A 13,796-nucleotide genomic window follows, 5' to 3' on the forward strand; every position below is an offset into this window, starting at 1 on the left:
CACCACTCACGAGACCGGTGTCTTCTAGGACTCGCGGCGCCTCGACCGGATGGTGACCGCGACCAGCGCGCCACCGAGGAGCAGCAGGAACAGACCGGGGGCGAGCAGGCCCCGGACCTCGCTGCCCGTCGAGGCCAGCGGACCGCTGTCGGACGGCCCGCCGCCCGGCGTGGTCGCGCCCGGCTGCCCCGGGGTGGCATTGGTCGTCCCCCCGGGGACCGCGGCGGTGCTCGAACTGCTGCTGGTCGACGTACTACTCGAAACCGCACTGCTGGTGGCGGTCGTACTCGAAGATGTCCTGCTCGAAGTGGTGCTCGTCTGACCGGACGAAGTGGTCGTGGTCGGACTGCTGCTCGTCGGGCTCGACGAAGTGGTCGTGGTGCTGCTGGACGTGGCACTGCTGCTGGTCGTCGTCGAGCTGCTGGTAGTCGTCGAACTGCTGGTCGGGCTGGTGGAACTGGACGAAGACGATGAAGAAGACGAAGAGGTCGAGCTGCTCGGCGTCGTGGTCGGCGCGGTCCCGCATTCGGGCAGGTCGCCGGTGAACGGATAGGCGTGGAACTCCTGCCCGCCACCACCGGTCGCCTCCGATGTGTGCACCAGCGAGCCCGTGGTGAAGAAGCGGCCGTTCATCCCGGACGCGGTGACCGTCGCGGTGCTCCCCGGCTCGCCGATCAGCACACTTCCCTGGAACTGGGCACCGCCCGCGATCTTGACCTTGGTGGCGTCCGGGAAGTTCCACAGGAGCCGTTCGCGCAGTTTGTTCAGCGGGTCCTGGTCGCCGAGGTCGCCGGTGTAGGTGTTGATCGTCCGGGTGGCGCCCACCATGTTGACCAGGATCGTCGCCCCGGCCGGGATGCCCTGGAACTCGATTCCCTGCATGCCGCCGTTGCGGGCGGTCAGGTCGAAGTCCACGGTGAACACCTGCAGCGCGGACTTCCCGTCCCCGGTGAACAGGGTGCGGAATCCCTCGTTGACCGCCGTGCCGGTCGTGGGCCGCGGGGTGGCGTTCTCCCGTGCGTAACACTGGCTCGCCACCCGGAGATCCTCACGCAGGCTCAGATAGGGCTTCGCCGCGTCGGGATCCTTCTTGAGCGTGCCGATCACCGTCCCGGTGGCGGTTCCCGCGTGCCGGACGACCCCGCCCTCGGCGAGCAGCCGCTGCTCCGCCGCGATGCTCACGTCCCCGCCGGTGGTCAGGAAGTCCGCGCCGTCCGGCGGCGGGACCCGCGAACCGACGCCGGCGACACCGACGTTGTACACAGAGGACGCACCGGCTCGTTTCGCCATGTCGAAATCACCGAGGACGACGACGCGTCCTTCGGCTTCCGCCGCCGCTTCGCGTACCTGGAATTCGCCGCCGACAAAGACATTGATGCCGTTGTCCCGGCCCGCGTAGTCCTGGTTGTTCACCGGCGGGTATTTGTCCGGGCAGGCCGGGCCGACACACGGCCCGAGTCCACCCGGTAAGGGAGCGGCGACCGCTCCATCGGTGACCACCAGGGCCGCCACGCACACCGCCGCGGCGGCACCGGCCGAAATCGAGGCGAACCGCCTTGCACGCATGGGGCGATTCTTGTGCCCACCGGAGCGCCGGACACAATCGAAATCCCGAAATACCCCCGACCGGGCGAGGCGGGTAACCCACCCCCGATCGTGGTCGTCCAGCGTTGTCCAGAGAAGGAAATTCCTGGTGGAACGCGGAAACCCTAGAGTCGGTCCGGTGCAGACCGAAGTGGACAGGCGCATCGGTTCGGTGGAAGTGCTCGCGGGCCTTCTCGTTGTCGTTCTGCTCGTCCGAGGTCCGCTCGATGACGTTCTCAGGACGCCGATCGTGCAGACCTGGACCACGGTCTTCGTTTCGGTCGTGCTCCAGGCCGTTCCCTTCCTCGTCTTCGGTGTGACCCTTTCCGCCGCGATCGCGGTCTTCGTCCCGCGGGAATTCTTCGCGAAGGCCCTTCCGGAACATCCCGCCCTCGCGGTCCCGGCCGCCGCGGCGACCGGAATGGTGCTGCCGGGCTGCGAATGCGGTTCGGTCCCGGTCGCCGGCGCCCTGGTGCGCAAGGGGATCACGCCCGCCGCGGCGCTGGCGTTCCTGCTCGCCGCCCCGGCCCTCAACCCGGTCGTGCTGGCCGCCACGGCGATCGCCTTCCCGGATCGGCCGTCGATGGTCTTCGCCAGGGCGGCGGCGGGCCTCGCCGCCTCGGTCCTCATGGGCTGGCTGTGGCTCGCCCTCAGCCGCACCGAATGGATCAAGCTGCCCGAGCACTCCCCCGGCGACCCGCGGTGGCGGGCGTTCACCGGCGCGGCGGGGCACGATCTGGTGCACGCGGGCGGGTTCCTGGTCGTCGGCGCCCTGGCGGCCGCGACGCTCAACGTCCTGATCCCCGGCCGCTGGCTCCAGGCGGTCGCGGACGACCCGGTCCTCAGCGTCCTCGCGCTCGCCGTGCTCGCGGTCCTGCTGTCGATCTGCTCCGAGGCGGACGCCTTCGTGGCGGCGTCGCTGACCCAGTTCTCCCTCACCGCCCGCCTGGCGTTCCTGGTGGTCGGACCGATGGTCGACCTGAAACTGTTCGCCATGCAGGCCGGAACCTTCGGCAGGCGGTTCGCCGTCCGGTTCGCCCCGGCCACTTTCGTCGTCGCGCTCGGCTGCGCGGCCGTCACCGGCACGGTGCTCTGGTGAACCGCACCGCGGCGACCGTCGTCCTGCTCCTGCTGGGCGTGGCCGTGGTCAAGGTCTGCCTGACCGGCCACTACCTGCGTTACGTCAAGGAAGGGCTGTGGCCGTTCCTGCTCGCCTCGGGCGTCCTCGTACTGGTGCTGGCGGCCACGAACCGCCACCGGCATCCGAAGGTGGCCTGGCTGCTGCCGCTCCCGGTGCTGGCACTGCTGCTGGTCGCCCCGCAACCCCTCGGCAGTTACGCGGCGGGCAACGCGGGCACGGCGCTGACCCGGTCCGACGAGTACCCGCCGCTGCCCGACGGCGACCCGGTGAAGGTGACCGTCCTGGACTACGCCTCGCGCGCGGTGTTCGACGAGGGCCGTTCCCTCGGTGCGCGGCGGGTGGTGCTCACGGGTTTCACCGCCACCGGCCCGGACGGCGCGGCTCTGCTGGTCCGGATGATCCTGACCTGCTGCGCCGCCGACGGGCGGCCGGTGAAGATCGTCCTGGACGGCCGCGTCCCGGCCGAACCCGACACCTGGATCGAGGTCACCGGCACCTTCCGGCCGGGTTCCGTGGTGGACGCCGTCAACGGCGAACGCATCCCGTACCTCAAGGTCGAAGCCGTCACGCCGGTGGCCGCGCCCGAACGCCCCTACGAATAGGCCAGCTCCACTGGATCCCGTACTGGCCGGGCTGCGGGTCGAGGGTGATGAACTGGAACGTACTGGTGTCATGGTCGAACGTCGCCTCGCAGCGCTCCTCGGGTGGCTGCGAACCGCGCGGCCGGAAGAACCCGGCACACCGCTCCGGCAGGCGCCCCGGATCGAAGGTGACCTGCACCGCGACATCGCGGGCCGGCCGGTAGAGCGCGATCTGCACGTGCTTCTTGGCCTGACCCGGCGGGAAACGCACCCCGAATTCCACGACGGCGAGTTCTCCCGCGGCCAGTGTGCGGTCGAGGGCGAATTCGAAGACGCACGTCGACGACGGGACGTCCGCGCGGAACCGTGCCGGACGGCAGCCTTCGGTGAACAGCACCACGGGCGGCCGCGTGATACTGCTGCACCGGTTCACGAACACGAAGCGCGAGGTGCCGTCGTGATCGGCGCGGATCAGCCGCCGGACCCGGATCGATTCCTGATGCCCGTCACCGTCGACGCGGTAGGAAAGGAATTGCGAGAGCCGGTGCGGGGTGTCCAGCTCGTCCGGGGTCACCTCCATTTTGGCCAGTGCGCGCGCCACCTCCTCGGGCCGCCGCCAAACCTGGTCGTAGGGCAGGGCCGCGCCGCCACGAAGGGTCCAGCGGCCGCGGGGCCGCCGGGGACCGAGCAATCCGGTCAGGGTTTCCGGCCGCTGGCCGAGAATGGTTTCCAGCGCGGTGAGCGCGGCGAGTGAACTGGCCCGTTCCGGCCGGTTTTCGCCATTCTGCCAATAACTCAGCGCGCTGACGCTCACCGGTGTCTCCTGGTCGCGCAATCGGCGGCTGATCTCGTTGAGACTCAGCCCGCTGCGTTCGATCGCGGCGCGCAGGGCGGCGCCGAATTCCGCCGGAGCGAGACTCGTCATGAAGGCGCAGCGTACCGTCCGCAACGCCCGACTTTCGTCGGTGAACCGGGCCTCGTTCAGAGTTATCCAGCGTCCCTCGCGACTTTTCGTTGACCCTCCCCCGGCCGTGATTAGGGTCGAAATCGAATTCCGAATCGCACCTCCTCCCGTCAATGACCGAAGAGGGTTCCCCATGCGTTCAACGACAAGACGATGGCGCCGCCGGACGCTCGCCGTCGCGACCTCCACCCTGGCGGCCGGGGCCTTCCTGGTCGCCGCGGACCCCCAGGCGGGCGGGACCCCGCCGCCCGCCGTACCCGCGCTGGCCGACGAGGTCCCGCAACTGACCGAAACGGGCGTCACCGCCGGTCCCTCCTCGGTGTCCGCCGGCGGCACCTCCACCATGGCCGCGTCCGCCCGGTCGGTCTGCGCCTCCGGCGCACAGTGGCTCCGCGTGCGGTTCACCGAACTTTCCCTACGCGGCAACGATTCGGTGACGCTCACCGGCAGTAGGGCCGGTTCGTTCACGCTCACCGCGCGGCATTGGCCCGGCAAGGCGTTCCACACCCGCGCCTTCGAAGGCGACTGTGTCCGGGTCTCGGCCGCCCTCGCCGATCCCGCCAGCCGCTTCGTCATCGACGCCTACCAGGCGGGCGACCGGCCGCTCGCCGCGGCGACCACGACCGTCGCCGCGGTCGGCGACGTCTGCGGATCCTCGTGCAACCAGACCGCGCCGCTGGTCAAGAACATGAACCCGCAGGCGCTGATCCTGGCCGGGGACAACGCCTACAGCTCCGGCACGCTGACCGAGTACAAGAACAACTACGACCCGAACTACGGCCAGTTCAAGGCGATCACCTACCCGACGCCCGGCAACCACGAATACAACACCTCGGGCGCCTCCGGGTACTTCGACTACTTCGGCGCGCGAGCCGGTGAACGCGGCAAGGGCTATTACAGCTTCGACGTCGGTGACTGGCATTTCGTCGCGCTCAACTCCAACATCACCCGCACCGCCGGATCGGCGCAGGTGACCTGGCTGAAGAACGATCTCGCGGCGAGCACCAAACCCTGCACGGCCGCGTTCTTCCACCACCCGCGGTTCAGCCGCGGCACCCACGGCGACGATTCGTCGGTGACGCCGTTCTTCCAGACGCTCTACGACGCGAAGGCGGACCTGGTCATCGTCGGCCACGACCACAACTACCAGCGGTACGCGCCGTCGCGGCCGGACGGCACCCGCGACGACGTGAACGGCGTCCGTGAGGTGCTGATCGGCACCGGCGGCCGGGGTTACTACAACTTCGACCAGTCTTCGGCCGCCGTGCAGGAAGCGGGCAACACCAACACCTTCGGCGTCGGCAAGCTGACGCTGACCGCAACCGACTACCGCAGCGACTTCGTGCCCGTCTCGGGCCGCACCTTCACCGACACGGCGACCGGGAAATGCAAGAAGGGCGTCTCCTCCCCCGGTTTCTCGGTCGGCGCCGACCCGGCGTCGGTCTCGGTGAAACCGGGCGGGACGGCGTCGGTGACGGTGACCGTCGGCAGCACGGGCGGTTTCTCCTCGGCCACCGCGCTTTCGGTGTCGGGCCTGCCTTCGGGCGTGACCGGGACGATCTCCCCGTCGACGGTCACGCCGCCCGCCAACGGCAGTGCGACGGCGACGCTGACCCTGTCCGCGTCGGAGGCCGCGGCCGGTACGGCGACCGCGACGATCACCGGGTCCTCCGGTTCGGCCACCCACACCGCTGCTCTCTCGGTGAGTGTGGGCGCGGCGGGTGGTGAAGCCTTCGCCGACGACTTCGAGACCGACAAGGGCTGGCGGCTCGACGCGGCCGGATCCGACACCGCCACCGCGGGCCGGTGGGAACGCGGCGATCCCGAGCAGACCACATCGACCTACAGCAACCAGGTCAAACAGCGCGGCGACACCACCAGCGGCGCGAACTGCCTGGTCACCGGGCGGCTGGCCGGGTCGGAATACGGCGTCAACGACCTCGACGGCGGTGTCTCGTCGATGACCTCGCCGCTGTTCACCGTTCCCGCGGGCGGGAAGCTGACCTTCTCCTACACCTTCGCGCACGGGGACAACGCGACCTCCGCCGACTACCTGCGGGTCCGCGTACTCGACGGCACGACGCCGACGACGGTGTTCGAGAAGACCGGCTCGGCCACCGAGGTCGCGGGCGTCTGGCAGACCGCGACGGCCGATCTGTCGTCGTTCGCCGGGCGCGGTGTCCGGCTGCTGGTCGAGGCCGCCGACGCGAGCACCGCGTCGCTGTGGGAATCCGCGGTCGACGACATCCGTGTCACCGCGTAGCCCGGAAGGCCGCCATGTACGTCTCCACCGTCCGCTCCGCCGATCCCGCCCGGCCCGCCGGGCGGGCGAAACACCCGGTGCCCGCCACCGTCCTCGGGCTGGGCGTGGTCAGCCTGATCACGGACCTGTCCGCCGAGATGGTCACGGCCGTGCTTCCCCTGTACCTCGTCTACGGGCTCGGCGTCGGTTACCTGCAACTCGGGGCGATCGACGGGCTCTACACCGGCGCGACGGCGCTCTTGCGGCTGGCGGGCGGCTACTTCGCCGACCGTCTCGGCAGGCCGAAGGCGGTCGCCCTGGTGGGCTACGGCGTGTCGGCGGCGACGAAACTCGCGTTCCCGGCGGCCGGGTCCTCGCTCGGCGCGATCGGCCTGGTGATCGGGGCCGATCGCGCGGGCAAGGGCATCCGGACCGCGCCGCGGGACGCGATGATCACCCTCGCCACCCCCGCCGCCGGTCTCGGCCGCGCGTTCGGCGTGCATCGCGCGATGGACACCGCGGGCGCGCTGCTCGGGCCGCTCGTCGCGTTCGGCCTGCTGACCGTGCTCGCCGGCGACTATCCGGCGGTGTTCGGGGTGAGCTTCTGCCTGGCCGTGATCGCGGTGATCGTGCTGGCGGTGTTCGTCCGTGCCCCCGCCGGGGCCGTCGAGCGCTCGCGAGTGCGGCTGCGGGCGGGATTCGCCCTCGTGCGGCGGCCCGGGCTGCGCGGAACCTGCCTGGCCGCGGCCCTTCTCGGTGTCTGCACCGTCGGCGACATGTTCCTCTTCGTGGGCGTGCAGCGGTCCGCGGGGCTGCCGCCGGGCGCGCTTCCCCTGCTGCCCTTGGCGACGGCGCTGGCGTTCATGGCGCTGGCGTCCCCGATCGGACGGCTCGCCGACCGCGTCGGACGCTGGAAGGTGTTCCTCGCGGGCCACGTCGTCCTCCTCGCCGCCTATGCCGTCCTGGCGGTCTCCGTGAGCGGATGGCCGGTCGCGGCGGTCGTCCTGGCGGCGCACGGCGTGTTCTACGCGTGCACCGACGGCGTCCTGATGGCGCACGCGTCACCGCTGGTGCCGGAGTCCTTGCGCGCCACCGGTCTCGCTTTCGTCCAAACAGGACAGTCGGTGGCCAGGGCGGCGGGCGCGGTGCTGTTCGGCGCGCTGGCGGCCGGGACGGCGTTGCGGCCCGCGTTCGCGGTCTTCGCCGTCGTGCTGCTGGTGTCGGTGCTGGCCGGAACGAGGGTGAAATGATCGCGAGGCGGACACTGGCGGGTATCGCGGCGATCGTGGTCACGGTGGTGGCCGGGGCGGTCTTCGTCGGGCTGCGCACCGGCGACGCGGTGGCGGAACAGAGGCTGGACCTCGCCCACGGCGGCCTGCTGTACGTGGACGACGCGGGCCGGGTACGGCAGGACGACCGTGTCGGCCCGTCCTGTCAGCGGGTCGACGTCGCCGCGGGTGTGCTGGCCTGCCTGCGTGCCACGGCGGTGCCCGACCAGGCCGAACTGGTGGTCACGAAACCGGGGGCCGAACCGCGGCGGATCTCCGAATGGGGCATGCCGTCGCGGGTCCGGGTCTCGCCGTCCGGCCGTCTCGTGGGCTGGACGGTGTTCCGCTCCGGTGACTCCTATCTCGGCGGGGTGGGCACGTTCTCCACCACGGCCGGGATCTTCGACCTGGACACCGGCAGCCACTACGGCTCCCTGGAGGATTTCGCCCTCATCATGGACGGAAAGCCTTACCCCGCCAAGGATCTGAACTACTGGGGAGTGACCTTCGCCAGGGACGACCTGACGTTCTACGCCACCGTCAGGTCGGCGGGCGGGACCTGGCTGGTGCGAGGTGATCTGCGCGCCCGCACGCTGACCACGCTGCGGCGCAACGTCGAATGCCCGTCGCTGTCACCGGACGGCACCCGCGTCGCCTACAAGTTCCGCGACGGCGATCGCTGGCGGCTGCACGTGCTCTCCCTCGCGGACGACCGGGACGTCCCGCTCGCCGACCCCGCCCATCTCGACGACCAGCCGCAGTGGCTGGACGACAGGACCGTCGCCTACGGCCGGGACAAGGCGATCTACGCGGTGCCCGCCGACGGGACCGGCGCGCCCACGCTCCTCCGCGCGGCCGCCTCCTCACCGGCGGTGGTGCGGTGATCCCGCGCGACTGCACACCGCTCGGCCTGGCGCTGGCGGTGCTGGCGGCCGTCGCGGTCGTGGTCCTGCCCGGACAGTCCCCCACCCCCGCCTCTCCGGCCGTCCCGTCGCTCACCGACGTCTGGCCGGGGGCGCGGATCACCGAGCATGCCGTCTCCGGAGCGCCTTACACGCCGTTGGCGTACCTCGATTCCGCCGTCTCCGCCGGTGTCACGCGAGCGAGCGACTCGATCCGGCTGACGGTGGGAGATCGCGTGCTCCGCGAGGTCCCGTCGTCGGGTTCACCCCGGTTCGTCGTCGCCACCGCGCCGGACGCGCTGGTGTGGCTCGAACTGTCCGACATCGCCGGCACCGGCTCACTGTGGCGCGCCGGGCCACGCGGCGAGAACCCCGTCCTCGTCACCGCCGACACCGGGCGGGTCGTGCTCCTGGACTCCCAGTACGACCTCGTCGTGCACGACGGGCAGGCCGGGTGGGTGGCCACGCGGGGTGACGCCACCGAGGTGCGGACGGTGGCGTTGTCCGGCGGCCCGGTGACCGCCACGCCGCTGCCCGGCGACTTCGCGCTGACCGCGTGGCCGTTCGCGACGTCGGCGGCGGTCGAGCAGGCCGGACCTTCGGACCTCGTGGACGTCCGCGACGGCCGGGTCACGAAGGTCGGCGGGCAGAGCGCCGAACTGGTCGACTGCACACCGTCCTGGTGCCGGGTCCAGGTACTGCGCCAGAGCGGGACAGCGCGCTTCGACCTGATGAGACCCGACGGCTCCGAGCGCAGGCGGGTCGGCGGGAAGGGGATCCGGCCGGCGTTCGGCGACGTCGTCGTGCTCGACCGGTTCGCCGTCGTGGTCGACGACGACCGCGGCGCGCTCGTCCTCTACGACACCGCCACCGGGCGGACGGCGGACCTGGCGGCGGAGTTCGGCACCGTGCTGGCGCGGGGGCCGTTCGTCTGGTGGTCGGCGGGCGGGAACGAGGCGCTGACCTGGCGGGTGCTGGACCTGCGCACACTTGAGGCATCTGCTTGACTGCTGCCCGTGCCGCCCGATCGTGAGACCTCCGTCGAAGCGGAGTTCTTGACGGTGGTCGGCCGGTTCGCCGGACCCGCCCGGGGCGCGGGGCTGGTGGTGATCAGCGTTTTCGGGGTGCTCGCGACGCCGCCGGACGCGCTCCCGCTGGGTTTGGGGCTGCTCGCGCTGGCGCTGGGCACCGCCGTGGCCGAGCACCTGGCGGGGAAGACGGGCCGGGGCAGGCCGGTGGCGTTCGCGCTGACCCTGGTGCGCGCCGCCGCGATCTGCGGCACCCAGTTCCTGACCGCGCCCGAAGCGGGCGAGCTGAACCAGTGGGCGCTGAACGTCCTCACCATCACCGCGATCACCCTGCAATGGGAATGGCCGCCGAAGATCACCGTGCCCGCCGTCGCCTGCCTGCTGGCGATCGAGGTACCGCCGCTCGGGTTCGAGGACGGCCTTCCGGTGGTGCTGCGGGTGGTGCTCGAAGCCGCGCTCGCCAGGGGCGCCTTCCTCCTGCTGTTGCGCACGACGCGCCGGATCGACGACCTGCGCGAGCGGCGCGCCCGGCTGGCCCGCGAGGAATCCCTTGCCGTGGAACGACGACGGCAGGAACGGGAGTATCTGGCGGTCCTGCACGACACGGCGGCGGCAACCTTCCTCACGGTGGCCCAGCGCGGCGAAAGCACGGAACCGGCCGAGGTCGCCGAGTACGCCCGCCGGGATCTCGCGATCCTGACCGGTGAATCCGGCCCCGGCGGGATGGTCGATCTCGAAACGTCGCTGCGCGGCGTGCTCGCGGAAAGCCCGGTGAAGGTCGAGACGCGGTGGTCGCCGCTTCCGCCGATGCCGGCGTCGGCCGCGCTCGCCCTGGTCCGGGCCGTCCGCGAGGCGCTGGTGAACGTCGACCGCCACGCGGGTGTCGGCGAAGCCCGGCTGACGGTCGAAGACGGCGTCCGGGTGACCGTCCGGGACGAGGGCCGCGGGTTCGATCCGGCCGCGACCCCGGCACAGCGGCGGGGTGTCCGGGGCTCGCTCGTCGAACGGATGGCCGCGGTGGGCGGCCGCGCGCGGGTGACCTCCGCACCCGGCGCGGGGACCACGGTGGAACTGGTGTGGCCCGATGGATGAGACCGCGGACCGGGTCCTCGGTGGCTGCCGGATCGCGATCCTGGGCATCACCGTGGTGATCCAGCTCGGTCTCAGCCTGCCCCGGGTGGCCGGGGCCGAAAGCCGGGCCGCGTTCACGGCGCTGGGTGTCGTCCTCGTGATCGCGTCGTGGTGGGTGCTGCGGGGCAGGCCGGTTCCGTGGCCCACCGGGGTGATCGGCACCGTCGTCGCACTGACCGCCTCGGCGGTGGCGAGCTGGGCGGTACCGCCGGGTGAACTGTTCGGCGAACAGCACTGGGTCTTCGGCCTGGTCGGCTGGCATCTGCTGGTCCTGCTGCTCGACCGGCCGGTGGCCGCGGTGGCCGCGCTCGGCGCGCAACTGGTGCTGGACGTCGTCCGGCTGGTCACCGCCGCCCCCGCCGACCGGGCCGAGATCAGCGGTGTGGTGATCGGCGGGCTCAGCGTGATCACCTTCCAGCTCGCCACGCTGGCGCTGGTGCGGGTCGTGTACCGGCGGGCGGGGGAAGCCGCGGCGGCGTCGGCCGAGCGGGACCGGCTGCTCCACCGCAGGGCACTGGCCGAGCAGCGCGAGGCCGATCAGCGGAGCCGGTTCGCCGGTCAGCTGGGCACCACGCTGCCGTTGCTCGCCGGACTGGCCGACCGCACATTGGATCCGCGTGACGAGGCCGTGCGGCGGCGGTGCGCGCTCGCGGCGACGCAGTTGCGGCGGTTGTTCGCGGAGAACGACGATGTCCCCGATCCGCTGGTGCACGAGGTGTCGGCGTGTGTCGATCTCGCCGAACGGCGGGGGCTGACGGTGGCCTTGGCGGTCAGCGGCGAACCGGCGCCGGTGCCGACGGAGGTCCGCCGGGAACTGACCGGACCGCTCATGGCCGCGCTGGTCGCCGCCCGGTCACAGGCGCGGGTCAGCGTGCTGCGTGCCGGTGACGAGATCCGGGTCGCGGCGATCACCGACGGTGAACCGGAGCCGCCGGTGAACGGATCGGGCTCCGTCGACGTCGAATGGCACACGCTGGGAGAACGATCGTGGATGGAGGCGAAATGGCGTTCGCGACCGAACTGACCGCGGTGGTCGTCGACGACCATCCGGCCGTGCGGGCCGGGGTCGTGCACTGGTTGTCCTCGGGGACCCCGCCGGTCACGGTGGTGGCCGAGGGTGAGGACGTGCGGGCCGCCTGGATCGGCGAGGGCGCGGAGGCCGACGTCGTCATCCTCGACCTGCACCTGAACAGCACCACCCCGGCGATGGGCGATCTGCGCCGGCTCACCGAGGTGGGCAGGCGGGTCGTCGTCTACTCGATGCGGGCCGACGACGAGACCGTGCTGCGGTGCCTCGAACTCGGCGCACTGAGCTATCTCACCAAGGCCGAAGGCGCGGAGCACCTCCTCGAAGCCGTGCGCGCGGCCGCCGCGGACCGGCCGTACACGCCGCCGTCGCTGGCGGGGGCGCTGGCCGGGGACCGCTCGGACCGGCGTCCCGCCCTCTCGGCGCGGGAGACCGAAGTGCTCATCGAGTGGTTCCAGTCGGAGTCGAAGGAGTTCGTCGCGCACCGGCTGGGGATCTCGCCGAACACGGTCAACTCGCATCTCGAGCGGATCCGGGTCAAATACGCCCAGATCGGCCGGGAGGCCCCGACGAAGGCCGCGCTCGTCGCGCGGGCGATCCAGGATGGACTGATCGGCTTAAGCGACTTGTGATCGACTGTGGTGCGAATGGCCCACACCGCGCTACTCCCGTATGGACTACGGTGCGTGGCGAGAACGCCGGTACCGGTCCGGCGGAAGTCCGAGGAGATCCATGAAGACCGCCCGCATCGCCCTGTCCGCCACCGGCTGCGCCGCCGCGCTGCTGCTGTCCGCCTGCGGCGGTGAACAGGGCGGCTCCCCGGCGCCCGCCCCCGCTCCGGCGCCGACGTCGGCTCCCGCGTCCTCACCCGCGACCAGCGGCACCGTCCCGGTCTCGAACGCCGACGCGACGGCTCCCGGCTCCGAACTCAAGGTCGGCGACCGCGCCGTCGTCCCGTTCAAGTACGGCAACGACAAGGCCGGCACCATCGCGATCACCGTCAAGTCGATCGAGCTGGGACCGAAGGACGACCTCGCGGCCTACGGCGACAAGGCCAAGGGCATGACGCCGGTATACATCCGGATGACGGTGGAGAACGTGGGCGGCACGGACCTCACCTACAGCACGGTGCGGCTGCGCGCGGTGGGCCCGGACGGCAAGGGCACCGGCGTGATCATCACCGGCGAGACCCCGAAGTGCCAGTCCGAGACGGCGAAGAAGGACTTCAAGACCGTCGGCGCCACCTACGAGACCTGCGAACTCCAGGCCGTGCGCGACGGCGGCGAGGTCGGCGGCGCGACCTACGGCGACGGTGACGGCTACAAGGACGACCCGATCATGTGGAAGAAGTAGGGAGCTGAAGGGCGCTTTCCCCGCATGCGATGCGGGGAAAGCGCCCTTCACCGCGTCAGATGCGGGGAAAGGGCCCTTCAGCTCCGCACCACACTGCGGGTACCGGGAAGCCTGCGTACCGTTGGGCAGGTGGTTGACGTGCACCGGACGATCACCGTCCGCACCCCTGTCCAGACCGTGGTCGAGTACCTGCGCGACTTCGCGCACGCCGAGGAGTGGGACCCCGGCACCGTGTCCTGCACCCGGGCGGACACCGGCCCGATCGCCGTCGGGGCGCAGTGGCGCAACGTGTCCGAGTTCCGCGGCAAGAAGACCGAGCTGACCTATCGCCTCGACCGGCTGGACCCGGGGCGGATCGTGTTCGTCGGCAGCAACAAGACCGCCACCTCCACCGACGATCTGACGGTGACCGAAGAAGACGGCACCACGACCATCAGCTACCACGCCACCATCAAGTTCCACGGGCTGGCGAAACTCGCGGATCCCTTCCTCAAGCGGGAATTCGAGAAGATGGGCGACGACCTCGTGCCGACGATGACCAAGGTGCTGGAAGGCCTCCGCACCTGAAGGTCTTC

General features: G+C 71.2%; 13 protein-coding genes. 11 read left to right on the top strand and 2 right to left on the bottom strand.

All coding sequences use genetic code 11. The annotated features are described in order from the left end of the window. Window positions 1-24: 24 nt before the first annotated feature. On the bottom strand, window positions 25-1,566 hold the full coding sequence (locus tag L324_RS07620) for a choice-of-anchor A family protein (protein WP_051173729.1): 1,542 nt from the start codon (window positions 1,564-1,566) through the stop codon (window positions 25-27). Between the two features lie 157 nt (window positions 1,567-1,723). On the opposite strand from L324_RS07620, the gene L324_RS07625 reads away from it, so the two are divergent. Both L324_RS07625 and L324_RS07630 read left to right on the top strand, forming a co-directional pair. Beyond that, window positions 1,724-2,683: a permease gene (locus L324_RS07625; protein WP_037305321.1), complete on the top strand. Its 960-nt coding sequence runs from the start codon at window positions 1,724-1,726 to the stop codon at window positions 2,681-2,683. After that, the gene (locus tag L324_RS07630) at window positions 2,680-3,327 is read left to right on the top strand and encodes a TIGR03943 family putative permease subunit (protein ID WP_037305322.1); all 648 of its coding nucleotides are present in this window, start codon (window positions 2,680-2,682) and stop codon (window positions 3,325-3,327) included. Before L324_RS07625 ends, L324_RS07630 begins: the two co-directional genes overlap by 4 nt. Here the strand turns inward: L324_RS07630 and L324_RS07635 are convergent. After that, window positions 3,290-4,231: a helix-turn-helix domain-containing protein gene (locus L324_RS07635; RefSeq protein ID WP_051173730.1), complete on the bottom strand. Its 942-nt coding sequence runs from the start codon at window positions 4,229-4,231 to the stop codon at window positions 3,290-3,292. The two genes, L324_RS07630 and L324_RS07635, sit on opposite strands and share 38 nt — an antisense overlap. Window positions 4,232-4,403: 172 nt before the next feature. Between L324_RS07635 and L324_RS07640 the strand changes: the two genes are divergently transcribed. The 9 genes from L324_RS07640 to L324_RS07680 all read left to right on the top strand — a co-directional run bounded on the left by L324_RS07640 (window position 4,404) and on the right by L324_RS07680 (window position 13,788). Then, the gene (locus tag L324_RS07640; RefSeq protein WP_037305323.1) at window positions 4,404-6,533 is read left to right on the top strand and encodes a metallophosphoesterase; all 2,130 of its coding nucleotides are present in this window, start codon (window positions 4,404-4,406) and stop codon (window positions 6,531-6,533) included. 14 nt (window positions 6,534-6,547) lie between these two features. After that, complete coding sequence (locus L324_RS07645; protein WP_037305324.1) at window positions 6,548-7,762, top strand: MFS transporter; 1,215 nt, start codon at window positions 6,548-6,550, stop codon at window positions 7,760-7,762. Further along, window positions 7,759-8,664, top strand: coding sequence for a TolB family protein (locus tag L324_RS07650; RefSeq protein WP_037305325.1), 906 nt, complete (start codon window positions 7,759-7,761; stop codon window positions 8,662-8,664). The genes L324_RS07645 and L324_RS07650 overlap by 4 nt, the downstream gene beginning before the upstream one ends. Then, entirely contained in the window at window positions 8,661-9,689 is a 1,029-nt protein-coding gene (locus L324_RS07655) for a hypothetical protein (protein WP_037305326.1), read from the top strand. Before L324_RS07650 ends, L324_RS07655 begins: the two co-directional genes overlap by 4 nt. Before the next feature lie 9 nt (window positions 9,690-9,698). Next, on the top strand, window positions 9,699-10,802 hold the full coding sequence (locus L324_RS07660) for a sensor histidine kinase (RefSeq protein ID WP_037305327.1): 1,104 nt from the start codon (window positions 9,699-9,701) through the stop codon (window positions 10,800-10,802). After that, a complete protein-coding gene (locus tag L324_RS07665; protein ID WP_037305328.1) occupies window positions 10,795-11,865 on the top strand; it encodes a hypothetical protein in 1,071 nt (356 codons plus the stop codon). The genes L324_RS07660 and L324_RS07665 overlap by 8 nt, the downstream gene beginning before the upstream one ends. Further along, window positions 11,844-12,500, top strand: coding sequence for a response regulator transcription factor (locus L324_RS07670; RefSeq protein ID WP_037305329.1), 657 nt, complete (start codon window positions 11,844-11,846; stop codon window positions 12,498-12,500). Before L324_RS07665 ends, L324_RS07670 begins: the two co-directional genes overlap by 22 nt. 100 nt (window positions 12,501-12,600) lie before the next feature. Then, window positions 12,601-13,221, top strand: coding sequence for a hypothetical protein (locus tag L324_RS07675; RefSeq protein WP_037305330.1), 621 nt, complete (start codon window positions 12,601-12,603; stop codon window positions 13,219-13,221). A gap of 129 nt (window positions 13,222-13,350) precedes the next feature. Then, a complete protein-coding gene (locus L324_RS07680; protein WP_037305331.1) occupies window positions 13,351-13,788 on the top strand; it encodes an SRPBCC family protein in 438 nt (145 codons plus the stop codon). The last annotated feature ends 8 nt before the right edge of the window (window positions 13,789-13,796 follow it).

This window comes from Amycolatopsis orientalis DSM 40040 = KCTC 9412 (genome assembly GCF_000478275.1).
GTDB lineage: Bacteria > Actinomycetota > Actinomycetes > Mycobacteriales > Pseudonocardiaceae > Amycolatopsis > Amycolatopsis orientalis.

Coding starts and splice junctions, on each gene's coding strand:
- L324_RS07635 (WP_051173730.1), bottom strand. CDS start 4,231: ATGACGAGTCTCGCTCCGGCGGAATTCGGCGCCGCCCTGCGCGCCGCG.
- L324_RS07670 (WP_037305329.1), top strand. CDS start 11,844: ATGGCGTTCGCGACCGAACTGACCGCGGTGGTCGTCGACGACCATCCG.
- L324_RS07645 (WP_037305324.1), top strand. CDS start 6,548: ATGTACGTCTCCACCGTCCGCTCCGCCGATCCCGCCCGGCCCGCCGGG.
- L324_RS07665 (WP_037305328.1), top strand. CDS start 10,795: ATGGATGAGACCGCGGACCGGGTCCTCGGTGGCTGCCGGATCGCGATC.
- L324_RS07650 (WP_037305325.1), top strand. CDS start 7,759: ATGATCGCGAGGCGGACACTGGCGGGTATCGCGGCGATCGTGGTCACG.
- L324_RS07620 (WP_051173729.1), bottom strand. CDS start 1,566: ATGCGTGCAAGGCGGTTCGCCTCGATTTCGGCCGGTGCCGCCGCGGCG.
- L324_RS07640 (WP_037305323.1), top strand. CDS start 4,404: ATGCGTTCAACGACAAGACGATGGCGCCGCCGGACGCTCGCCGTCGCG.
- L324_RS07675 (WP_037305330.1), top strand. CDS start 12,601: ATGAAGACCGCCCGCATCGCCCTGTCCGCCACCGGCTGCGCCGCCGCG.